This is a genomic window from Rhizobacter terrae (assembly GCF_003852895.1).
Lineage (GTDB): Bacteria > Pseudomonadota > Gammaproteobacteria > Burkholderiales > Burkholderiaceae_C > Albitalea > Albitalea terrae.
Genome location: NZ_QUSW01000010.1, coordinates 55673 through 77318 on the forward strand (window position 1 = coordinate 55673; position 21646 = coordinate 77318).

At 67.9% G+C, this 21646-nt stretch carries 24 protein-coding genes; 11 read left to right on the top strand and 13 right to left on the bottom strand.

What is annotated here, in order from left to right; all coding sequences use genetic code 11:
• The 11 genes from DZC73_RS26705 to DZC73_RS26755 form a co-directional block, all read right to left on the bottom strand.
• A complete protein-coding gene (locus tag DZC73_RS26705; RefSeq protein ID WP_124543441.1) occupies window positions 1-1230 on the bottom strand; it encodes an MFS transporter in 1230 nt (409 codons plus the stop codon).
• A 118-nt stretch (window positions 1231-1348) separates the two neighbouring features.
• A complete protein-coding gene (locus tag DZC73_RS26710; RefSeq protein ID WP_124543442.1) occupies window positions 1349-2095 on the bottom strand; it encodes an AAA family ATPase in 747 nt (248 codons plus the stop codon).
• Window positions 2096-2168: 73 nt separating this feature from the next.
• Entirely contained in the window at window positions 2169-2447 is a 279-nt protein-coding gene (locus tag DZC73_RS26715) for a hypothetical protein (RefSeq protein ID WP_124543443.1), read from the bottom strand.
• Window positions 2448-2468: 21 nt separating this feature from the next.
• Window positions 2469-2879: a hypothetical protein gene (locus DZC73_RS26720; protein WP_124543444.1), complete on the bottom strand. Its 411-nt coding sequence runs from the start codon at window positions 2877-2879 to the stop codon at window positions 2469-2471.
• 20 nt (window positions 2880-2899) lie between these two features.
• Entirely contained in the window at window positions 2900-3202 is a 303-nt protein-coding gene (locus DZC73_RS26725) for a hypothetical protein (protein WP_124543445.1), read from the bottom strand.
• Between the two features lie 8 nt (window positions 3203-3210).
• Window positions 3211-3450 (bottom strand): hypothetical protein, encoded by a 240-nt coding sequence (locus DZC73_RS26730; protein ID WP_124543446.1) that lies wholly within the window; start codon window positions 3448-3450, stop codon window positions 3211-3213.
• 54 nt (window positions 3451-3504) lie between these two features.
• Entirely contained in the window at window positions 3505-3720 is a 216-nt protein-coding gene (locus DZC73_RS26735; protein WP_124543447.1) for a hypothetical protein, read from the bottom strand.
• A gap of 62 nt (window positions 3721-3782) precedes the next feature.
• Window positions 3783-4355: a YiiX family permuted papain-like enzyme gene (locus DZC73_RS26740; protein ID WP_124543640.1), complete on the bottom strand. Its 573-nt coding sequence runs from the start codon at window positions 4353-4355 to the stop codon at window positions 3783-3785.
• 141 nt (window positions 4356-4496) lie between these two features.
• A complete protein-coding gene (locus DZC73_RS26745; protein WP_124543448.1) occupies window positions 4497-5078 on the bottom strand; it encodes a DUF4231 domain-containing protein in 582 nt (193 codons plus the stop codon).
• A gap of 88 nt (window positions 5079-5166) precedes the next feature.
• Window positions 5167-7416: a xanthine dehydrogenase family protein molybdopterin-binding subunit gene (locus DZC73_RS26750; RefSeq protein WP_124543449.1), complete on the bottom strand. Its 2250-nt coding sequence runs from the start codon at window positions 7414-7416 to the stop codon at window positions 5167-5169.
• The gene (locus DZC73_RS26755) at window positions 7413-7898 is read right to left on the bottom strand and encodes a (2Fe-2S)-binding protein (protein WP_124543450.1); all 486 of its coding nucleotides are present in this window, start codon (window positions 7896-7898) and stop codon (window positions 7413-7415) included. Before DZC73_RS26755 ends, DZC73_RS26750 begins: the two co-directional genes overlap by 4 nt.
• A 244-nt stretch (window positions 7899-8142) precedes the next feature.
• On the opposite strand from DZC73_RS26755, the gene DZC73_RS26760 reads away from it, so the two are divergent.
• Both DZC73_RS26760 and DZC73_RS26765 read left to right on the top strand, forming a co-directional pair.
• Entirely contained in the window at window positions 8143-10257 is a 2115-nt protein-coding gene (locus DZC73_RS26760) for a protein-disulfide reductase DsbD family protein (protein ID WP_235835303.1), read from the top strand.
• A gap of 26 nt (window positions 10258-10283) precedes the next feature.
• Window positions 10284-10913, top strand: a complete 630-nt coding sequence (locus tag DZC73_RS26765; RefSeq protein WP_235835304.1) for a redoxin domain-containing protein — start codon at window positions 10284-10286, stop codon at window positions 10911-10913.
• Between the two features lie 3 nt (window positions 10914-10916).
• On the opposite strand, the gene DZC73_RS26770 is transcribed toward DZC73_RS26765, so the two are convergent.
• On the bottom strand, window positions 10917-12266 hold the full coding sequence (locus DZC73_RS26770; protein ID WP_124543452.1) for an aryl-sulfate sulfotransferase: 1350 nt from the start codon (window positions 12264-12266) through the stop codon (window positions 10917-10919).
• Window positions 12267-12486: 220 nt separating this feature from the next.
• On the opposite strand from DZC73_RS26770, the gene DZC73_RS26775 reads away from it, so the two are divergent.
• From DZC73_RS26775 to DZC73_RS26795, 5 genes are all read left to right on the top strand, one after another.
• Complete coding sequence (locus DZC73_RS26775) at window positions 12487-12945, top strand: rhodanese-like domain-containing protein (protein ID WP_124543453.1); 459 nt, start codon at window positions 12487-12489, stop codon at window positions 12943-12945.
• Window positions 12930-13883 (top strand): serine O-acetyltransferase EpsC, encoded by a 954-nt coding sequence (gene epsC, locus DZC73_RS26780; protein WP_124543454.1) that lies wholly within the window; start codon window positions 12930-12932, stop codon window positions 13881-13883. The genes DZC73_RS26775 and epsC overlap by 16 nt, the downstream gene beginning before the upstream one ends.
• Complete coding sequence (locus tag DZC73_RS26785; RefSeq protein WP_235835305.1) at window positions 13880-14119, top strand: helix-turn-helix domain-containing protein; 240 nt, start codon at window positions 13880-13882, stop codon at window positions 14117-14119. The genes epsC and DZC73_RS26785 overlap by 4 nt, the downstream gene beginning before the upstream one ends.
• 98 nt (window positions 14120-14217) lie before the next feature.
• A complete protein-coding gene (locus DZC73_RS26790; protein WP_124543455.1) occupies window positions 14218-15147 on the top strand; it encodes a family 2A encapsulin nanocompartment shell protein in 930 nt (309 codons plus the stop codon).
• An 8-nt stretch (window positions 15148-15155) separates the two neighbouring features.
• Entirely contained in the window at window positions 15156-16898 is a 1743-nt protein-coding gene (locus DZC73_RS26795; RefSeq protein WP_124543456.1) for a family 2A encapsulin nanocompartment cargo protein cysteine desulfurase, read from the top strand.
• Window positions 16899-17063: 165 nt separating this feature from the next.
• Here DZC73_RS26795 and DZC73_RS26805 read toward each other — a convergent pair whose 3' ends face one another.
• Entirely contained in the window at window positions 17064-17747 is a 684-nt protein-coding gene (locus DZC73_RS26805; RefSeq protein ID WP_124543457.1) for a hypothetical protein, read from the bottom strand.
• A gap of 299 nt (window positions 17748-18046) precedes the next feature.
• Between DZC73_RS26805 and deoC the strand changes: the two genes are divergently transcribed.
• The 4 genes from deoC to DZC73_RS26825 are packed head-to-tail and all read left to right on the top strand — an operon-like array spanning window position 18047 to window position 21645.
• A complete protein-coding gene (gene deoC / locus DZC73_RS26810) occupies window positions 18047-18814 on the top strand; it encodes a deoxyribose-phosphate aldolase (protein ID WP_124543458.1) in 768 nt (255 codons plus the stop codon).
• Window positions 18814-20166 (top strand): thymidine phosphorylase, encoded by a 1353-nt coding sequence (deoA, locus tag DZC73_RS26815; RefSeq protein ID WP_124543459.1) that lies wholly within the window; start codon window positions 18814-18816, stop codon window positions 20164-20166. The genes deoC and deoA overlap by 1 nt, the downstream gene beginning before the upstream one ends.
• Window positions 20163-20558, top strand: a complete 396-nt coding sequence (locus tag DZC73_RS26820; RefSeq protein ID WP_124543460.1) for a cytidine deaminase — start codon at window positions 20163-20165, stop codon at window positions 20556-20558. The genes deoA and DZC73_RS26820 overlap by 4 nt, the downstream gene beginning before the upstream one ends.
• 46 nt (window positions 20559-20604) lie before the next feature.
• Window positions 20605-21645, top strand: coding sequence for a BMP family lipoprotein (locus DZC73_RS26825; RefSeq protein ID WP_124543461.1), 1041 nt, complete (start codon window positions 20605-20607; stop codon window positions 21643-21645).
• Window position 21646: the final 1 nt, after the last annotated feature.

Genomic DNA, 21646 nt, shown 5'->3' on the forward strand with positions numbered 1-21646 from the left:
TCAGGCCTTGTGCGCGCGCCTGGGCAGGAGCGCCGCCACCAGGCCCAGCAAGGGCAGGTAGGCGATGGCCTCGTAGACGAACGCGATGCTGGTCCGGTCAGCCAGCAGGCCCAGCACCGCGGCGCCCAGGCCGCCCATGCCGAAGGCGAAGCCGAAGAAGAGCCCCGACACCATGCCCACCTTGCCGGGCATCAGCTCCTGGGCGTAGACGAGGATGGCCGAGAAGGCCGACGACAGCACAAGGCCGATGGCGACGGTCAGCGCCGTCGTCCAGAACAGGTTGGCGTGCGGCAGCAGCAAGGCAAACGGCGCCACGCCCAGGATGGACGCCCAGATGACAGGCTTGCGGCCGATGCGGTCGCCGATGGGGCCGCCAGCCACCGTGCCGATCGCCGAGGCGAACAGGAAGATGAACAGGTGCAGCTGCGCGCTTTGCACCGACAGGCCGAAGCGGTCGATGAGGTAGAAGGTGTAGAAGCTGCTGAGGCCCGCCACGTAGAAATACTTGGAGAAGATCAGCACCAGCAACACCACGATCGCGCCGGCCACCACGCGGGGCGGGTAGGGCGCGTCGGCAACGGGCTTCTTCGCGCCAGGCGCGGCGATGTGGTGCGTGGCATACCAGCGGCTCACCTGGAGCAGCAGCACGATGCCCAGGAGCGCGGCCAGCCCGAACCACGCCACGCTGCGCTGGCCGAAGGGCACGATCACCGCGGCGGCCAGCAGCGGCCCGATGGCGGTGCCCGTGTTGCCGCCCACCTGGAAGACCGACTGCGCAAAGCCGTGCTTGCCGCCGGACGCCAGCCGTGCGATGCGCGACGACTCGGGATGGAAGATGGACGAGCCGATGCCCACGAAGGCGGCGGCCAGCAGCACCACGCCGAAGCTGGGCGCCATGGCCAGCAGCAGCAGGCCGATCAGCGTGGAGGTCATCCCGATCGGCAGCGAGTAGCGCTGCGGCCGGCGGTCGGTGAACAGGCCCACGAGTGGCTGCAGCAGCGACGCCGTCAACTGGTAGGTCAGCGTGATGAGGCCGACCTGGCCGAAGCTCAGGGTGAACTCGCCCTTGAGGATGGGATACATCGCCAGGATCAGCGACTGCATCATGTCGTTGACCATGTGCGCACCGCTGATGGCGCCCAGGATGCCGTAGGCCGGCTTCGTCGTGGCAGGCCGGGCCGGGGCGATGGTGCCGGAAGTGTCGAGGGCGGCTGTGGCTGAATTCGTCATTGAAGCTTTGGCGCGAGAAGGATCGGCAATCCGGAATTGTCTGAATTCCAGTGGCGTCTGTCTCGCGACAATGAGTCAATCACTATCGAGAAAGAGACATGGTCCGTCCTGGGACAGGTCAATCGCCCGGATCTTCGTCATCGCTGAGCAACTGCTCGAGCCGGCGCGGATGGTTGTTGAGGAAGTCCCGGGTGACGGCATAGTGCTCGGTGTCTTCGTAGGCGACCTCGCTGATGCCTGCGCGATCGAACTGGATGATCTTGGCGTGTGGGTAGGACAGCAGGATCGGCGAGTGCGTGGCAATCACGAACTGCGACGAGTCTTCGACGAGCTGATGGATGGCGCTCAGGGCCGCCAGTTGCCGGCTGGGCGACAGCGCGGCTTCGGGTTCGTCCAGAAGATAGAGCCCGTTGCCCTTGAGCTTGTGCAGCAGCACGGCCATGAACGACTCGCCGTGCGACCTGGCATGGAGCGACCCACCGTAGCCATCGACGTAGCCGACCTCGTCCATGTAGGAGGCCACGTTGAAGAAGCTCTCGGCCCGCAGGAAGTAGCCGTCCTTGGGCTGGGGCACGCCGCGCGCCACCCGCAGGACTTCGTGCAGCGGGGAGACGGATTCAACGGTGCGGAACTGGACGTTCTTCGTGCCGCCCTCGGGGCCGAAGCCCAACGCGATGGCGAGCGCCTCCATCACCGTCGACTTGCCTGAACCGTTCTCGCCGACGAAGAAGGTGACGTTGGGATGGAACTCGATGTTGTCGAGTTCGCGCACCGCGGGAATGTTGAACGGGTACTCGTCGAAGTTGAGTTCGGCGTCCGGCCGGAACGATGCGTGCAGCAGATGGGGCTTGAGTCGTCTGGGCATGTCGGTTCCGGTGCTGTCGAATCTTCAGCGCTTGCTGCGCATCACAAGGGGAGCAGCTCGTTGGCGACGACGCTCATTTGTCGGGCGACGACTGCATGACGTAGACGATGCCGAAGGCGCCGACGGAGACGGTCCGATCGTTCACCGTGGTGAAGGACGCGACGCTCCAGGAGTGATACGTCGACGTGAACGCGGTGAGGGCGCCCAGGCCCAACGCGCCGGCGATGGGTGTGCGTTCGGCGATCACTTCCTTGATCTTGCTGCGGTGCCGTTCGGGCGAGGGGTTCAGCAGGACGGCCAGGGCCAGCAGGACCGCGACGATGGTGATGAAGACCAGGGATTTCTTTGACATGGTGCGAAGCTTACCGGACGGTCACTCGTCTGAATGCTCTCGGAAGGGGTAGACGGTGATCCGGAAATCCAGTCCAAGTCTGGCGGCCCGTGCAAGCGTGGAACTGGGCAGCGTCATGTGGATCGGTGGGGACTCGAGGCCCCCATCGAAGCCGTAGTCGAATACGCGAGACGTGCACGATTGCCATGCCTGCATGAGTGCTGACGGCAAGGTTTCAAGGATGTCGAGCAGGTGGTCCGTGCACGCCTTGGGGTCGCTGTTCAAGCGACCCTTGGTCAGTGCCTCCAGGGCGAGCCGGAATCCAGAGTCGGTGGGGCCGCAGAACAGGATGAACACACGGCCCTTCAAGTGTTGCGCGAGTGGTGCCAGGTCTGACGCTGCGTCGAGTTCCAGATCGAGGTTCAGGAAGCTCGCGGAGGCAGCGGCAGTCACGGACGGGGCTCCCGAGGCCTTCAAGGCTGCTTCAATTCAAAACCCGCTCGCAGCGGCAGCTCGACCTTGCGCATCGCGTCACGAAGCTTCACCTCGACCACCCAGTTGCCAGGCGGATCATTGGCATCTCCAGAGAACGCGACCACCGGGGCGGAGAGGTACACGTTGTGCGGATCTCCCTTGATCGGACCGGCGTAGCAGGCCTCGTCTTTCCGGTCGACTTCCGCTTTGCCGGTGGGAGAAAGAATCCGCAGGTCGCATCGCACGTTGGCATTGCCGCGTGCATCGAGTTTCGGGTTGGCAAAGAAGATCAGAACGAACACCTTCTTGCCTACGGCACTGTTCCCGCCTTGTTGAAGTTGGGTTTGGTGTCCGGCGGCGTGTTCCACTTTTTCAGCCAGTCCTCGTCCGTCGTCACGAGCACCGAGCCGGCGAAGTCGTTGGCGGACTTCATCGACTCGCTGTCGGCGACGCGTTGGCCGCCGCCGTCGATCCAACCGCTGGATTGAGCGTGTGCAGAGCCGGAGAGGAGGAACACGCTGGTGATGAGGGCTGAGGTGAGGTTCTTCATGTCAAATTCATGCTTCTTCGATGGTGACACGGCCCGCCAGTGGAAGAAGCCGCCTCACTGCCTCGCCGAGAATCTGAGCCGCGAGTGGCCGGTCCACCAGGTGATCGCAGACGTGTACAGACCATCGGGCGACAGTTCTATCGAGACAGCCGGATTCTTGCCAGCCGATTGGTCAATGGCTCGCAATGCAGACAGGAGATTTCCACCGGTGGTGCCGCTGAGTGCGGCCTGTGCTCCTTCTGAAAGGCGAATGATGTATTCGACGCCCATGGCTGGTCTCCGTCTTATTCGTGTGTTCCGAAGTTCAGCTGCGCTGTCCGTGGTGTATGCCGTCACTGCTCAGAGACTGTCACCAGCAGTGGTGAATCGAACATGGAAGCTGGCGAGATGACCGTCTCGTCAAGCGGGATGCGAGTGCCATAGCGTTCCTGCATCTTGGTCTTGACGGCCGGATCTGACAGGTTGAAGTCCCGCACGTGTTGCAGCGTTCCGATTCGGATGCCCAGCGCGCGGTCATACGCCTTCCACACAAGTTCGGAGCAGTAGATGCTGTCGTCGGACCAACCGAAGACAAGGTCGTAGGGTCGACCGACGAACCGGCCGCCAGCCTCGCGAAGCTGCTGGAGCGCCTGTGGTGTCAACTGGGTATCCGCATCCCGCAGGCGCTTGGCGATGAAGTGATGTCCGATGCCGCGAGCCACCCATTGGTCCAGCGGCGTGTACTGCACCGTTGAAATTGCTTCAAGGACATACGGTTTCCCGTGGCGGTGGACGACCATGCCCATGTGGCTGTACTTCGAGCCGGTCGCCCGCTGGACAGCGATGGACTGCGAGGAGCGGGAGGTCTGAAAGACAAGGTCTCCATCGTTCAGCGCCGGTTCCGCGTGGACGGCGGCGACGAACATGAACACGGCCGCACCGAATGCAGGATGAAGATTCCTCAGGAAATTCATAGGAGCGGAGGAGGCCGGCGCGCAAGGCAGGCATCGGGTTCGATGCCCCGACAGTACACCACATGCAGCCTGTGAGCTCCGCCCGAGCCCGCATCACTTCGCCCCGCTCGCCGCCTGAGCATTCGGCGCGACCCGCTTGTCCGACGTGCCCAGAATGGCCATGTGCCGCTGCATCAACAACTCGCTGAGCTTGTCGAAATACTGCCGCGGGTTCTCCCCCTGCTTGCTCAGGAACTCATACCCCAGGTGCTCGATGCCCGCGGCCGCGGCGCGGTTGGCCTGCCATTTGCGCTGGAAGTCGCCGCCCGTCGACACGGTGATCATGATTGCCGCCGCCACCGTGAACAGCGCCGCCACATCCTTCTTCACCTTCTCGTCCTGGATGATCGACTCCAGCTTGAGGATGAGCCCCGACAGCGCGCCCAGGATCGCGGCGGCCCACGCGAAGCCCCAGTACAGCCCGCTCCACATCGCGGCGATTTGCCGCGTCTCGGTGTAGTTGCCGATGATGGCCTTGGCGACCATCGCCTTCTCCGCGTCCTTGCCGCTGATCACCGGCTCCATCGTGGCCAGCAGCGTCTCGCCGCGAAGGTGACTCTCGTTCTCGCCGAAGTAGAAGACGGCGGCGCCGATCAGGAGGATGGCGCCCAGCAGCAAGGTGATTTGGGTTTTCATGGCGTGTGGCTCCCGTGCGCAACGAAGCGCACAGGCTACGCCCAGGCCCCAGGCGAGGGAATCCCTTCGTTGATGGAGGACGCGCCGTTCAGCCCCAGCTCAGATCCGTCTTGCTCAGCGGCAGCTGCCTCACCCGCTTGCCCGTCGCCGCGAAGATCGCGTTGCACACCGCCGGCGCCAGCGGTGGAAACGCAGGCTCCCCCAGGCCGGTCACCGGGAACGGCGTCTTCACGAAATGCACCTCCACCTTGGGCGGTACCTCGGGCATGCGCATCAGCGGGTACTCGTGGAAGTTGCCCTGCACGATGCGACCGCGCTCGATGTCCAGCGACGGGTACATCAGCGTGCTCAAGGCGTCGATGACCGAGCCTTGCACCTGGTTCTCCGCACCGCTCAGGTTGACGATCTGCGCGCCGACGTCGGCCACCACCACCACGCGGTCCACCTTCAGCTGCCCGGCCTTGGAGACGGTGACGTCCGCCACTTGCGCCACGTAGCCGCGGTGGCTGAAGTGGAAGGCGATGCCTTGCCCGCGTCCCTTGGGCAGGCGCTGCTTGCCCCAGTCCGCACGCTCGGCGGCGGTCCGCAGCACGCGCTTCATTCGCCCCACGTTGTAGGGCAATCCTCGTTCAGCCTGAACCACCTCCTGGTCGCCCAGCAGGTCGAGGCGGAAGGCCAGCGGGTCCTTGCCTGCGGCATGCGCCAGTTCATCGATGAAGCTGTGGATGACCCAGGCGAACACGTTGCTGCCCGGCGCACGCCACGGCCCCATCGGGATGCCGCATTCCAGCACCGTCTGCTCCAGCAGGCAGTGACGCAGCCAGCGCGCCGGAAACTCGTCGCTGCCCAGGGATCCGCCGCTGCCGGGCTGCACCACCTTCTGCCCCTCGCGCTGCACCGCGTTGCCGAAGGTGACGAAGTGGTCGTGCCAGGCGCTGAGCCGGCCTTGCGCATCCACCGCGCCGCGCAGGAAGTGGAAGCCGCCGGCGCGGAAGTGGTCGTGGCGCATGTCGTCTTCACGCGTCCAGGTGAGCTTCACCGGGGCACTCACGCGCCGCGCGATGGCCGCGGCCTCCACCACGAAGTCCGCGCTCAGCCGCCGGCCGAAGCCGCCTCCGCTGCGCGTGATGTGCAGGGTGATCCTGTCCTGGGGCAGGCCCAGCGTGGACGACACGAGGTTGCGTCCCGCGGCCGGGTTCTGCGTCGGCGCCCACAGCTCCATCGCGCCGTCCTTGAACCAGGCGGTGCAGTTCTGCGGCTCCATGCTGGCGTGCGAGATGAAGGGGTGGCTGTAGGCGGCCTCGATGGTCTTGCTCGCGTTGGCGAAGGCCGCCGCCACGTCGCCGTCCTTGCGCAAGGTCGCGCCGCCCGGCTGCCTGGATGCCGCCTGCGCCTGCGATGCATAGCCGGCCCAGCTCTCGCCGGCCACGCGGCCTTCGTCCCACGTGACCTTCAGCTCGCGGCGCGCACTGAAGGCGGCCCAGGTCGAATCGGCCACGATGGCCACGCCGGGCATCAGGCCCCGCAGGTCGGATGAGCCTTCGATGACGAACGCATCGCGCACGCCGGGCAGTCGCTTGACCGCATCGAGGTTGGCGCTCAGCACCTTGCCGCCGAAGGCCGGGCACTTCTCGTACACCGCGTAGAGCATGCCCGGCAGCCGCACGTCGATGCCGAACAGCGGCTGCCCGGTGACGATGGCTGGGTTGTCCACGCCGCCGATGCGCGTGCCCAGCAAGGTGTAGTCCTTCGGGTCCTTGAGCACGACCTCGGAGGCCTGGGGCACGGGCAGCGTGGCGGCCTTGGCGACGAGTTCGCCATAGCCCAGCGTTCGCTTGCTCGACCGGTGATGCACCGCACCCTCGGCCACCGAGCATTCGGCCGCGGGCACCTTCCACGCCTGCGCCGCGGCCTGCACGAGCAGCGTGCGCGCGGTCGCGCCCAGGCGCTGGAAGTCGGTGTAGTTGTTGGGCGTGGAGGTGGACCCGCCTGCGCTCTGGTTGCCGTAGATGGGGTCCAGGTCGCCCTGCACGATGGCCACGTCCTGCCAGTTCACCGACAGCTCCTCGGCGATGACCATGGGCAGCGAGGTCTTGATGCCCTGGCCGATCTCCGGCTGCTTGGAGGTGAGCGTCACGCGGCCCGAGGGCGCGATGTGGATGAAGGCGTTGGGCTTGAAGCCGGTGGTGGCGGCCAGGCTCTGCACATGGCCCACCTGTTCGGCGGCATCCACTGCCGATGACAGGTGGATGCCCAGCAGCAGACCGCTGCCGGCCGCTGCGGAGCGACGCAGAAACTCTCGCCTGCCGGCGTTGGCAATGGAGGCGTGCGCGTTCATGACGCATCCTTCTTCGGCTGCGCCGCAGCAATCTGCGCCGCACGGTGGATGCCTGCGCGGATGCGCAGGTAGGTCGCGCAGCGGCAGAGGTTGCCGGCCATCGCGTCGTCGATGTCCTTGTCGCTGGGCTTGGGGTGCTCGCGCAGCAGCGCATCGGCGGCCATCAACTGGCCGGCCTGGCAGTAGCCGCACTGCGGGACGTCCAGCTCCACCCAGGCGCGTTGCAGCGGGTGCTGGCCATCGGGCGAGAGGCCTTCGATGGTGCGCACCTTCAGGCTGCCCACGGACGACACCGGCGTCAGGCAGGCGCGCGCGGGCTGGCCGTCGAGCTGCACGGTGCAGGCGCCGCACTGGCCGGCGCCGCAGCCGAACTTGGTGCCCACCAGGCCGAGGTGATCGCGCAGCACCCACAGCAAGGGCGTGTCGGGCGCGGCCTCGACGCTGCGCGCCTGGCCGTTGATGGAGAGGGTGTATTGGCTCATGCTGGGAAGTCTCGGTTGGCCGGACGCATCGCGGATTCTGTGACTCGGCAACGGCCCTCATTGCTGCATGGGCAACAGCGAACGTGCGATCTTGTTGCGTTGCCAGCAGTTCCGGCCGCCCTGCCATGGCACGTTCGGTGCAATGCCATGTCGAAGACGCCGGAGGGTGTCCTTGCCGAAAGTGATAACGCGGATGTCATCGAGTCGTTTGTGGAATCGTGGAAGCTGGTGGGCAGTGATTGCCATGACGCTCATCGCCAGCCTGCCGCCTGCCGCTCAAGCAGGTGCCGTGCCGCCCGCGCAGGCGCAGACCGAGCAGGTCACCGCCCGGTTGCTGGCCGCGACCACTGCCGTGCAGCCGGGGCAGACGCTGCTGGTGGGCGTGCAGCAGGGGATCATCGAGCACTGGCATACCTACTGGGTGAACCCCGGCGATTCGGGCCTGGCCACGACCCTGGCGTGGACGCTGCCCGCCGGTGCCTCGGCGGGTCCCATCCAGTGGCCGGTGCCGACACGCATCGCCGTGGGGCCCATCGTCAACTACGGCTATGCGAACGAGGTCACGCTGCTGTCTTCGCTGCGAGTGCCGCAGGGGCTGCGCGACGGCGACGTGTTCGACGTGCAGGCCAAGGTGGACTGGCTGGTGTGCGAGGACACCTGCATCCCGCAGCAGGTGACGCTGGGTCTGTCGCTGCCTGTGCGTTCGGGCGTGGCCGCCGCTTCTGCGGACGCGGCTCGTTTGCAGCAGGCCCAGGCGCGCCTGCCCTCGGCCACCTCACTGAAGCCGCAGTGGCGTGTGGAAGGACAACGCCTTCAGTTGAGCCTGCCCTCGGCGGATCTTCCCGCGCACGATGCAGCGTACTTCTTCCCGCGCCGCTGGGGCGTGGTGGCGCAGGGCGAGACGCAGCAGCTGCAGCATGACAAGAGCGGCTGGGTGCTGTCGCTGGGCGCGGGCGAATCGCCGCCCAAGACCGGCGATGCGGCCGATGGCGTGCTCGTGTTGCAGGAGAAGGGCCGCGTGGTGCAGGCCCTGGCACTGGGACACGATCCCGCGCCGGTGCAGGCCCTTGCTGCCAGCGCCGCCCGAACGCTGCCTCCCGCGCCTGCTGCCGCCGGCGAGGCGTCGCCATCGCTCGCCCTCGCACTGCTCATGGCCCTGGCCGGCGGCCTGCTGCTCAACCTCATGCCCTGCGTGTTTCCCGTGCTCACCATCAAGGCCCTGTCGCTGATGCAGCAGGCCGAGGCCTCGCGACGCACGGTGCGCCTGCATGGCCTCGCCTATGCGGCCGGGGTGCTGCTGAGCTTCGTCGTGCTCGCCGCAGTGCTCATCGCGCTGAAGGCCGCGGGGGACAGCGCCGGCTGGGGCTTCCAGTTCCAGTCGCCGGCCTTCGTGCTGCTGATGGCGCTGCTGATGCTGGCGCTGGGCCTGAGCCTGTCGGGCGTCGCGACCTTCGGCGGCTCGGTGACAGGCATCGGTTCCAGCCTGGCCGCACGCGGCGGCGCCGGCGGCAGCTTCTTCACCGGCGTGCTCGCCACGCTCGTGGCCACGCCGTGCACCGCGCCGTTCATGGGCGCGGCGATGGGCTATGCACTCACCCAGCCTGCGGGCATCACCCTGGCGGTCTTCCTCAGCCTGGGCCTGGGCATGGCGCTGCCCTACCTGCTGCTGTGCGAATGGCCGGCCTTGCAGCGCCTGCTGCCGCGGCCCGGCGCCTGGATGGAACGGCTCAAGCAGGCCATGGCCTTCCCCATGTACGCGAGCGCGGCATGGCTCGTGTGGGTGCTGACGCGGCAGGCGGGCCCGCAGGCCTTGGCGGTGGCGCTGGTCTCGTCACTGGTGCTGGCCTTCGCGCTGTGGCTGTATGGCGGCACGCGCACGCTGGCCAGCAGCAGGCGGCGGCACGGCAGTGCCATCGCCGCGGCAGTGCTGGTGGCCCTGGCTGCGGTGGCGGGTCCGGTGGTGGTGGGGCCGGCCGATGCGCCGCGTGCCGCGAGCACCACGCATGCGGATTGGGAGCCCTACACGCCGCAGCGCCTGGCCGACCTGCGCGCGCAAGGCAAGCCGGTCTTCATCAACCTCACCGCCGACTGGTGCCTCACCTGCATGGTCAACGAGCGCGTCGCCTTGCGCTCGGAGTCGGTGGACCAGGCCTTCCGCCAATCCGGCGTGGTGCGCCTGCTGGGCGACTGGACGCGCCGCGACGAGCACATCACGCAGTTGCTGGCCGCGCACGGCCGCAGCGGCGTGCCGCTGTATCTCTTCTACCCGGCCGGGGCCGACGCGCAGCCCGTGCTGCTGCCGCAACTGCTCAGCCCGGACCTCATCCTCGCGGCGCTTCGTGCGCCGCGGGCCTCATGACCCTGACCCTCCAGAGGAGCTTCACCATGTCCAGAACTTCGCGCCGCGAGGCGCTCGGCCTGATGGCGCTGGCCGCATCCGCCGCCTGGCTGCCGCTGGCCGCGCAGGCCGCCGCCAACATCGACCAGCCCGCGCCCGCCTTCACCGGCCAGGGCGCCGACGGCAAGCCGGTGAGCCTCGCGGCCTACCGCGGCAAGACGGTGGTGCTGGAGTGGACCAACCACCAGTGCCCCTTCGTGCGCAAGCACTACGACAGCGGCAACATCCCGCGCCTGCAGCAGGAGGCGACGGGGCACGGCGTGGTGTGGCTGCAGGTCATCTCATCGGGACCCGGGCAGGAGGGCAACGTGGACGGTGCCACCGCGATCAAGCTGAACCAGCAGCGTCATGCGGTGCCCACCGCGACGGTGCTCGACCCCGAGGGCACCATCGGCAAGCTCTATGGCGCGCAGACCTCGCCGCACCTGTTCATCGTGAATGCGCAGGGACAGCTCGTCTACAAGGGCGGCATCGACAGCATTCCGAGCACGAATGTGGATGACATCGCCCGCGCCGAGAACTACGTGCGCCTGGCGCTGGCCGACGTGGCAGCCGGCCGCAAGGTCGCGCAATCCAGCACGCGGCCCTACGGCTGCTCGGTCAAGTACGCGAGCTGAGCGTCACAGGGCAGAGGCGGGCACGACCGCCTTCTCCTGATGCGGCGTGCCGGCCGGCACCCAGTCGTAGGGCACCGGCTGCCCGCGGTACACCTGATGGTTCACGCTGCGCTTGCCCGTGGCGGGGTCGCGCGCCACGCGCGGGTACGGGTTCACGTACTCCCACACGATCTCGCCGTCGGGCGTCACCTGGAACAGGCGCCCGCTCTGGCCTTCGTCGATGAAGGTGTTGCCGTTGGGCAGGCGGCGCGCGGCGCTGATGTGCGTGCTGCGGAAGGTCCAGCTCGCGGCGCCCGAATCCTCGGCGCTGTACTGCCACACGATCTCCTTCTTCACCGGGTCGATCTCCAGAATGCGTGAGCCACCCGTGGTGGGCAGCGCCGCGCTCGGGTAGCCGGCCGGCCCCTGGTTGTCGAACACCAGCAGGTTGCCGGCGCCGGGCAGGCCTTCGGGGATGAGGTGGGCGTCGTGCTGGCCGCTGATCTGGTCCACCGGCCGCGGCAGCTTGCGGCTCGCCGCGCCGCGCGCAATGGCCGGGTAGTTGGGGCCGAGCGTCCACACCACCTTGCCCGATGCCTTCTCGATGATCGCGATGAAGTTCGCGTTGCGCGAATGCACGAGCAGGTTGTCCGGTGCGAAGCGCTTGTCGCCGGCGGTGAACCAGCGGTTCGGGCCCAGGGCCTTGAGGTTGTTCAGGTGCAGGAAGTCGGCCTCCTCGGCGGCACGCACGAGCTTGAGCTGCTCGGGCGTGAAGCCGAACTCGTCGAGGTGGTCGCCGGCCAGCCAGCGCCACACGATCTCGCCTTGCGCGTTCACTTCATAGACCGCGTCGTCGATGAGCTGCGGCAGCTTGAAACCCGGCAGCGGGCGCGTCACGTTCGACAGCACCACCGTGTTGCCGTTGGGCAGCCGTCCCCAGTCGTTGTGCTGGCGGGCGAAGCCGCCGGGCGCCTTCTCGCCGAACTGCCACACCACCTGGCCGTTCCAGTCCAGCTCGCCGATGGACTTGGAGATGCGCGTGGCCACGCGGCCGGGCACGAGATCGGTGCCCGAGCCATCGCCCAGTGCGAGCGTGACCAGCACGTGGCCTCGCTGGCCGTTGGTGTGCGCGGGGTCCAGCAGGCTGCTGTAGGTGCCGGCGTCCTTCCACTCGCGCACCACGTTGCCATTCAGGTCGATGAGGCGTGCGACATTGTCTCCGCCGGTGAAGAGCACGTAGGAGTTCCAGGCCCGTGCGGGGTCGTAGCGTGTGGTGCCGGTCGGGAACACGCTGGGGTAGGCGAGGGCGGCGCAGATGCTGGCTGCAAGGGTGAGCGCGGTGAGTGCGCGACGGATGAAGCGTTGGCGAGACATGGGCACGCGGGTGATCTTGAATGGGATGCCACTGTCGCTTCAAACCAGTGCGCGCGACGCGACCTTTGCGCATAAGGAACAACGGATTCGTTCGTTCCCGCAGCCCGATGCCTTGCGTAGCCTGACGACCTTGATGGCTATAGCCACCACAACGCAGCCACCACAACGCGCCGCATCACGGCGCCAGCTTTGAACACGCCAGGTTCCAAGGAGACCATCGATGTCCACCACGCTCGCCGAACACCCGGTCCTCGAACGCGCACGCGTCGAGGCCGAAGCCGACCATCTGCCCTATGCCGGTGGCGTGCCGCCGCAGGCCGCATGGGAGCTGGTGCAGGCCGGGCAGGCGGTGCTGGTCGACGTGCGCTCCGGTGAAGAACGCAAGTTCGTGGGCCATGTGCCCGGCAGCGTGCACGTGGCCTGGGCCACCGGCACCGCGCTCACGCGCAACCCGCGCTTCGTGCGCGAGTTGGAAGCGAAGGTGGGCAAGGACGACGTCGTGCTTCTGCTGTGCCGCAGCGGCAAGCGATCGGCACTCGCCGCGGAGGCCGCGGCCAAGGCTGGGTTCCAGCATGCATTCAATGTCCTCGAAGGATTCGAGGGCGAGATCAACGCCGCGCAGCAGCGCGGCAGCGCCGACGGGTGGCGCTTCAGGGGGTTGCCATGGGTTCAGGACTGAACGGCGCAGCGATCGCACTGCCGCTGGATGAGATCGTTGCCGGCCTTCGCGTGGCACGCGAGCGCTGGCGCACGTCGCAGCAGCGCCTGCAGGAAGTGGGCGGGCGCGAGCTGCCTTCGCGCGAGGCGCTGCGCGAGATCGTCGACCGCCTGAGCGGCGTGCTCTTTCCGATGCGGCTCGGGCCACCGGACCTTCGGCATGAATCCGAGGACTACTACATCGGCCACACGCTGGACGCCGCGCTTCAGTCGCTGCTGCAGCAGGTGAGGCTGGAGTTGCGATACCAGGCGCGTCACGATGCGCACAGGCAGCGCGACGTCGAGGCCCGCGCACTCGATCTCGTGCGTTCCTTCGGCGGCGCCTTGCCCGCCATCCGCGTGCTGCTGGACAGCGACGTGCTGGCCGCCTACCGCGGCGACCCGGCGGCGCGCAGCGTGGACGAGGTGCTGCTGTGCTACCCCGGCGTGCTGGCAATGATCCACCACCGCCTCGCGCACCAGCTCTACCTGCTGGGTGTGCCCTTGCTCGCGCGGCTGGTGGCCGAGAGCGCGCATGCGCAGACGGGCATCGACATCCACCCCGGGGCACGCATCGGCCCGGGGTTCTTCATCGACCATGGCACCGGTGTCGTCATCGGCGAGACCGCGGAGATCGGCCGCGACGTGCGCGTCTACCAGGCGGTGACGCTGGGCGCCAAGCGCTTCGTGACCGATGAGGACGGGCAACTGCACAAGGGCGGCGCACGCCACCCGATCGTGGAAGACGGGGTCGTCATCTACGCTGGTGCGACCATCCTCGGCCGCGTGACCATCGGACAGGGCTCGACCATCGGCGGCAACGTGTGGCTCACGCGCAGCGTGCCGTCGGGCAGCCGCATCACGCAGGCCCAGTCGCGTGAGGACGTTCGCGAGGACAGCCTCGTGGCGCCGCTGGCATGACGGCCATGGACGACGTCGGCGAGAAGTTCGGTGCGGTGGTGCGCCAGTTGCGCGAATCGCGCGGCTGGTCGCAGGAGCGGCTGGCGGGGCTGGCCGAGCTCAACCGCTCCTACATGGGCGAGATCGAGCGCGCCACCGCCATGCCCTCGCTCGCCACCGCGGCCAAGCTGGCGCAGGCACTGGAGGTGCCGCTGTCGCAGCTGATCTCGGATTGCGAACGCTTCGCGCCCGCTTGATGGCTATAGCCGGTTGAACGCACAGCAGGTGGCCCGGACACTGAGCTTCAGCAGTTTCCTCATATCGATCCTCGTTTTTCGCACAACGGAGTTTTCCCATGGCAGACACGCAGCCCGCGCAATTGGCGCTGGGCGACAACGCCGCGCGGCAACTGGCCAATGCCACCAAGACCGCACCGATCCTCTCCACCATCAGCCCGCGCTGGCTCACGCACCTGCTGCAGTGGCTGCCGGTCGAGGCCGGCATCTACCGCCTCAACAAGGTGCGCAATCCGCAGGACGTGCAGGTGCTGTGCGCCAAGCGCGACGAGTCGGAACTGCCCAGTACCTTCGTCGACTACGACGAGAAGCCGCGCGAGTATTTCCTCAACGCGGTGAGCACCGTGCTGGACGTGCACACCCGCGTGTCCGACCTCTACAGCAGCCCGCATGACCAGATCAAGGAACAGCTTCGCCTGACGATCGAGACGATCAAGGAGAAGCAGGAGAGCGAGCTCATCAACAACCCGGACTACGGCCTCCTGGCCAGCGTGGCGCCGGAACAGATCGTGTACCCGCTCACCGGTGCGCCCACGCCCGACGACATGGACGAACTGCTGACCAAGGTGTGGAAGGAGCCGGCCTTCTTCCTCACGCATCCGCTGGCCATCGCCGCCTTCGGCCGCGAGTGCACGCGCCGCGGCGTGCCGCCGCCCACGGTGAGCCTGTTCGGCTCGCAGTTCCTGACCTGGCGCGGCATTCCGCTGATCCCGTCGGACAAGGTGCCGGTGGCCGATGGCAAGACCAAGATCATCCTGCTGCGCGTGGGCGACAAGCGCCAGGGCGTGGTGGGCCTGTACCAGCCCGGACTTCCCGGCGAGCAGAGCCCGGGCCTGTCGGTGCGCTTCATGGGCATCAGCCGCAACGCGATCGCGTCCTACCTCATCTCGCTGTACTGCTCGCTGGCGGTGCAGTCCGATGATGCGCTCGCGGTGCTGGAAGACGTGGAGATCGGCAAGTTCCACGAGTACCCGGACACCTACAAGTGAACTGAGCGATGTCCACGCCTGATTCCTTGAACCCGGGCTTGCCTGCGGGCCTGCCGGATCCGGCCGCGCTGGCGCGGCTGGCCGGCGAGTTCTTCGCGGCACTGCCCGGCGTGACGGCAGCCGGCGGCGTGCCGGTGCCCAGCCAGCCGCATCCGCCGGGCTTGTCGCTGCCACCGGGCCATGCCGGGCCGTCCACGCCTGCGGCCATTCCCGTGATCGGCGCGGTGCCGGGCGCAGGCCTCGCACCGACGTCGCCGCAGGCGCCTGCCAACGCTGCTGCGCAGGCACCGTCGCTCGTGCCGCATGCGCAGGCGCCCAACGGCGTGCCTGATCTCGCGCTGGTGTCCGCACCGGGCTACGACGGACGCATCGGCAGCCATGTGCTCGGGGTGCCGCAGGCACCCGGCGCGCAGCCGTATTACTTCGTCTCCGCGCCCCCGTCGGCCCCCTCCGGCTTCTACTTCCTGGACCCGGCCGTGGCCGGCGTGCAGGGTGATCCGCAGACACCGCCCCCGGTGCCTGCGGGCCGCCCGCCCTTCGACGTGAACGCCATCCGGCGCGACTTCCCGATCCTGTCGGAGCGCGTGAACGGCCGCCCGCTCGTGTGGTTCGACAACGCCGCCACGACGCAGAAGCCGCAGGCGGTGATCGACCGCCTCGCGCACTTCTATGCGCACGAGAATTCCAACATCCACCGCGCGGCGCATGAGCTGGCCGCGCGCGCGACCGACGCCTACGAAGGCGCGCGCGAGACCGTGCGCCGCTTCATCGGCGCGGCTTCGGTGGAGGAGATCATCTTCGTGCGCGGCACCACCGAGGCCATCAACCTCGTGGCCAAGACCTGGGGCGCGAAGAACATCGGCGCGGGCGACGAGATCATCGTGTCGCACCTGGAGCATCACGCCAACATCGTGCCGTGGCAGCAGCTCGCGGCCGACAAGGGTGCGGTGATCAAGGTGATTCCGGTGGACGACACCGGGCAGGTGAAGCTCGACGAATACCGCAAGCTGCTGGGCCCGCGCACCAAGCTCGTGTCGGTGACGCAGGTCTCCAACGCGCTGGGCACGGTGGTGCCGGTGCACGAGATCGTGGCGATGGCGCATGCCGCCGGCGCGAAGGCGCTGGTGGACGGCGCGCAGTCGGTGTCGCACATGCGCGTGGACGTGCGCGCGATCGATGCGGACTTCTTCGTCTTCTCCGGCCACAAGATCTTCGCGCCCACCGGCATCGGCGTGGTCTACGGCAAGCGCGAGGTGCTCGAAGACATGCCGCCGTGGCAAGGCGGCGGCAACATGATCTCCGACGTCACCTTCGAGAAGACCACCTACCACGGGCCGCCCACGCGCTTCGAGGCCGGCACCGGCAACATCGCCGATGCGGTGGGCCTGGGCGCGGCGCTGGAGTACGTGGAGCGCATCGGCATCGAGAACATCGGGCTGTACGAGCATGGGCTGCTGGACTACGCCACGCACCACATGCGGCCGATCAAGGGTGTGAGGCTCATCGGCACGGCCGCCCACAAGGCCAGCGTGCTGTCCTTCGTGCTCGACGGCTACAGCACCGAGCAGGTGGGACGGGCGTTCAACGAGGAAGGCATCGCGGTGCGCACGGGGCACCACTGCGCACAGCCGATCCTGCGCCGCTTCGGGCTGGAGACCAGCGTGCGGCCATCCTTCGCGTTCTACAACACCTGCGAGGAGATCGACCGCATGGTGTCGGTGGTGAGGCGGCTCGCGTCGCGGCGGGGCTGAAGGCGCGGCACATGGCAGCCGACATCCGTGCCTTCGATGCACCGCTGGGTGCGCAGGTGATCGGGCTGGACCTGAACCAGCCCGTGTCGCCCGAACTCTTCCAGCGACTGCACCGGGCGCATCTGAAGCATCACGTGAAGGCGACGAACCGCGCTGAGCGCCGCGCTATGGCAGCGGGCTGCCGAAAGTCCAGTTCACGCCCAGGGTCCACCAGGGCCGGCGTGGCTGGCCGGTGGATTCCGCGCGGCTGATGTCCAGTGAGACCTGGGTGTTCCAGGCGTGTCGCAGGCCCAGGCGCCGGTTGCCTTGCTGGCCGTCATCGAACCATTCCGCCAGGGCCTGCCATTGCGGCAGCGCTTGCCATTCGATGGCCGTGCCGCGCCGGACCACGCGATAGGCGTTCCTCGGGAAATCGCGTCCCAGGTTCAGGTGCAGTGCCAGCGAAGGCTGCGGTTGCCAGGTCACCGGCAAGAGGATGGACTGGCTCGTGCGTCGAGGCGAGGGAGACTGCCATGACAGCGTCCAGACCGCGCCTGCCGCCAGCTGAGAGCTCAGTGTGGTGGCCCACTTGACCTGCGGCGACCACAGCGTCCTGGAGGGCTCGCTGTCGTCCGAGCTGCGGTCCGCGCTGACGCCCGCTTCCACCGGCCCCCATCGGCAACCTGGGCCGACGTGCGCCAGCCGATGCATGGGCGAATGCTCGGACCAGAGCTCAAGTTGGCATTGGCCGGGATCGAGGATCGATGCATCGTCCACCGCATGATGGCCGCCAGTGGCCCAGGCCGAGCCGGCCATGGCGAACCAGGAGAGGACAGATGCCGCGTGCGAGAGAGAGTGCTTGTTGTTCATCCGCGGGGCCGCAACCCCGCAATGGCTGCAGCCCGCGCATCATGGCTCAAGTTCGTGTCAGCACGACCTCACAGCCAGCGCCACAGCGCCTTCATCCAGTCGGGCACGCGTTGGAAGGGCGGGTGGTAGGTTTGCCGATAGAGCTGGCGCATGAGGATTTCCTCCAGTGAACTGTTCATCCGTACAGTACCTGTGAGTTTATACAGTGATATTGCGCCAGGCCATACCCCTACCGCCATCCCGTGCGTTGTTCGCCTTTCCATGGCGGTGGACCCCGGGCTTGTCGTAGCCTCGCGGGCATGACCGACCTTGATGCCGCACGACTGGCACTGCGCTGCCTGGACCTCACCTCCTTGAAGGACGACGACAGCGAGGCGTCGATCACCGCGCTGGCCCGCCGGGCGAACACCCCGCACGGTGCGCCGGCCGCGTTGTGCGTCTACCCGCAGTTCGTTTCGGCGGCCTTGCGGGCATTGGCCGAGCAGGGCCTGGGCGATGTGAAGGTGGCGACGGTGGTCAACTTTCCACGCGGCGAGTCGTCCGCCGACGAGGTCGTGCAGCAGACCCGGGATGCACTGGCCAGCGGCGCGCACGAGATTGACCTGGTGTTTCCGTGGCGCGCCTTGCTGGCCGCGGACAGGCAGGCCGGCCGCGACCTCGTGGCGCGGTGCAAGCAGGCCTGCGGCGATGCGACCTTGAAAGTCATCCTCGAGACGGGCGAGTTGCGCGCCTCCTGGCACATCCGCGACGCCAGCGACATCGCGCTCGCGGCCGGGGCCGATTTCCTGAAGACATCCACCGGCAAGGTGCCCGTCAATGCCACGCCGGAAGCCGCCGCGGTGATGCTCGATGTGATCCATCAACACGGCGGCCGTGCCGGCCTGAAGATCGCGGGGGGCCTCTCGACCCTGGCCGACGTGAAGCAGTACCTCGCACTCGCCGCCAGGACCTACGGCGAACAAGGCCTGTCGCCCGGCACGCTGCGCTTTGGCGCGTCCAGCCTGCTGCCGGTGCTGCTGGCGGCCATCGAGGGTCGCAGCCCCGCTGCCGCCCAGGGGCCGTACTGATGACCCTGGCGCAGGAAACCATCCGCCGAAAGCGCGATGGGCAAGCGCTGGATGCCGCGCAGATCCGCGCCTTCGTCGATGGTGTCACGCGCGGCGAGGTGAGCGATGCGCAGATCGCCGCCTTCGCGATGGCGACCTGCTGGCGCGGCATGTCCACCACCGAGGCCGTGGCGCTGACGATGGCCATGCGCGACAGCGGCCGCGTGCTCGACTGGCGCGGCGAGGATTTGCACGGCCCGGTGGTGGACAAGCACTCCACCGGCGGCATCGGCGACACCGTGTCGCTGATGCTGGGCCCGTTGCTGGCCGCCTGCGGCTGCCACGTGCCGATGATCTCGGGCCGGGGCCTGGGCCACACCGGCGGCACGCTCGACAAGCTGGAATCGATTCCGGGTTACCGCGTCGATGTGCCGCTGGACACCTTCCGCCGCGTGGTGCGCGAGGCCGGCGTCGCGATCGTCGGCGCAGGCCCCGACCTCGCGCCGGCCGATCGCCGCATCTATGCCGTGCGCGACCTGACCGCGACGGTGGAGTCGGTCGCATTGATCACGGCGTCCATCCTGTCGAAGAAGCTCGCCGCCGGCCTGCAGGCGCTGGCGCTCGACGTGAAGGTGGGCAGCGGCGCGTTCATGCGCGACATGCCAAGCGCGCTCGCGCTGGCGCGAAGCCTGGTCGAGACCGGTTGCGGCGCGGGCCTGCCGACCGAGGCCCTGATCACCGACATGAACGAGCCGCTCGCGCCCGTGGCCGGCAATGCGCTCGAAGTGCGGATGGCCCTTCGCTACCTGCGAGGCGACGAGCGTCCTGCCAGGCTGGATCGCGTCGTGCGCGCCTTCGGTGCGAGCTTGCTGCGCCAGGCCGGGCTGGCCCGTGATGACGACGAGGCGCAGGCGCGGCTTGCCCAGGCGCTGGACTCCGGACAGGCGGCCGAGCGCTGGGCCCGGATGGTCAGCGGACTCGGCGGACCGAAGGACTTGCTCGACCATGCCGACCGCCACCTGCCTGCCGCACCTGTCGTGCGCCCCGTGCCGGTGCCGCCATCGCAGGTGGGCATGGCGGTGAGCAGCATCGACACGCGCGCGCTGGGCCTGGCGGTGGTCGAGCTGGGCGGGGGACGGCGACAGGCGGCGGACCGCATCGATCCCGCGGTGGGACTCGCATCGTTGTTGCCGCTGGGCGCTGCGCTCGATGGCAGCCGGCCCTTGGCCATCGTCCACGCCGCCACGCAGGCCGCCGCCGATGCCGCCGTGCAGGCCGTGCAGTCCGCCTATGCCGTATCCACCACACCGGTGCCAGCGCCACCGCTGATCGCCGGGCACATCGTTCGCGAACAAGGGGAGACCTCTGCATGACCGATGACGAACTGGTCGCCCTCGCGCGGCAGGCCCGCGACGCAGCCTACGCGCCGTATTCCAGCTTCCACGTCGGCGCTGCGGTGAAGCTGCGCGACGGCCGCGTCTTCAGCGGCTGCAACGTGGAGAACGCGGCCTATGGCCTGTGCAACTGCGCCGAGCGCACGGCGCTGTTCTCGGCCGTCGCTGCGGGCGCCCGGCCCGGCGACATCGAACGCATGGCCGTGGTGGCCGACACGGCCGGGCCCATCTCGCCCTGCGGCGCCTGCCGCCAGGTGATGCTCGAACTCGGCGGCGAGGGCCTCGCCGTGGTGCTCGCCAACATGAACGGTGCCCGCACGCTCACGACCGCCGGCGAACTGCTGCCTGGCGGCTTCAGATTCGATTCGTAACCCGATGCACCGCGGCCACCGGGTGTTCCCGGGGGGTGTCTCGCGCATGTTTCTTGCGAGAATCCGCGCCACTTCTCACAAGGGAGATTCTTACGTGATCAGCCGAGCCACTGTCATCCTCGCGGCCACCTTCACTGCGACCACCGCGTTCGCACAAGCCAAGCAACCGGCCGTCATCTACGACGCCGGCGGCAAGTTCGACAAGTCCTTCAACGAAGCCGCCTACAACGGCATCGAGCGCTTCAAGAAGGAGACCGGCACCGCCTACCTCGACTTCGAGATCTCCAACGACACGCAGCGCGAGCAGGCGTTGCGCCGCATGGCCCAGAAGGGCGCGGACCCCATCATCGCCGTCGGCTTCGGCCATGGTTCGGCGCTGGACAAGGTGGCCAAGGAATTCCCGAACGCGCACTTCGCGATCATCGACTCCGAGGTCAAGCAGCCCAACGTGCAGTCGGTGCTGTTCAAGGACCAGGAAGGATCCTTCCTCGCCGGCTGGCTGGCCGCCACGACCAGCAAGTCGGGCAAGGTCGGCTTCATCGGCGGCATGGACGTGCCGCTCATCCGCCGCTTCCAGTGCGGCTACGAGCATGGCGTGAAGACCGCGAACCCCAAGGTCGAGGTGGTGGCCAACATGACGGGCACCACGCCCTCGGCCTGGAGCGATCCGACGCGCGGCGGCGAACTCGCGAAGGCGCAGTTCTCTCGCGGCGTCGACGTGGTCTTCGCGGCCGCGGGCGGCACCGGTATCGGCGTGTACCAGGCCGCGAAGGACCAGGGCAAACTGGCCATCGGCGTGGACAGCAACCAGAACCACCTTCAGCCGGGCACCATGCTCAGCTCCATGCTCAAGCGCGTGGACAACGCCACCTACGGCATCGCCATGGCAGCGAAGAACGGCACCTGGAAGCCCGGCCTCACGGTGCTCGGCCTGCAGGAGCAGGGCGTGGGCCTGGCGATGGACCAGTACAACGCCAAGCTGGTGAGCGAGGACACGAAGAAGAAGCTGGCCGGTGTGGAGGCAGACATCGTGTCGGGCAAGATCAAGGTCGCGACCTACACCCCCGAGGCTGGCTGCAAGTACTGAG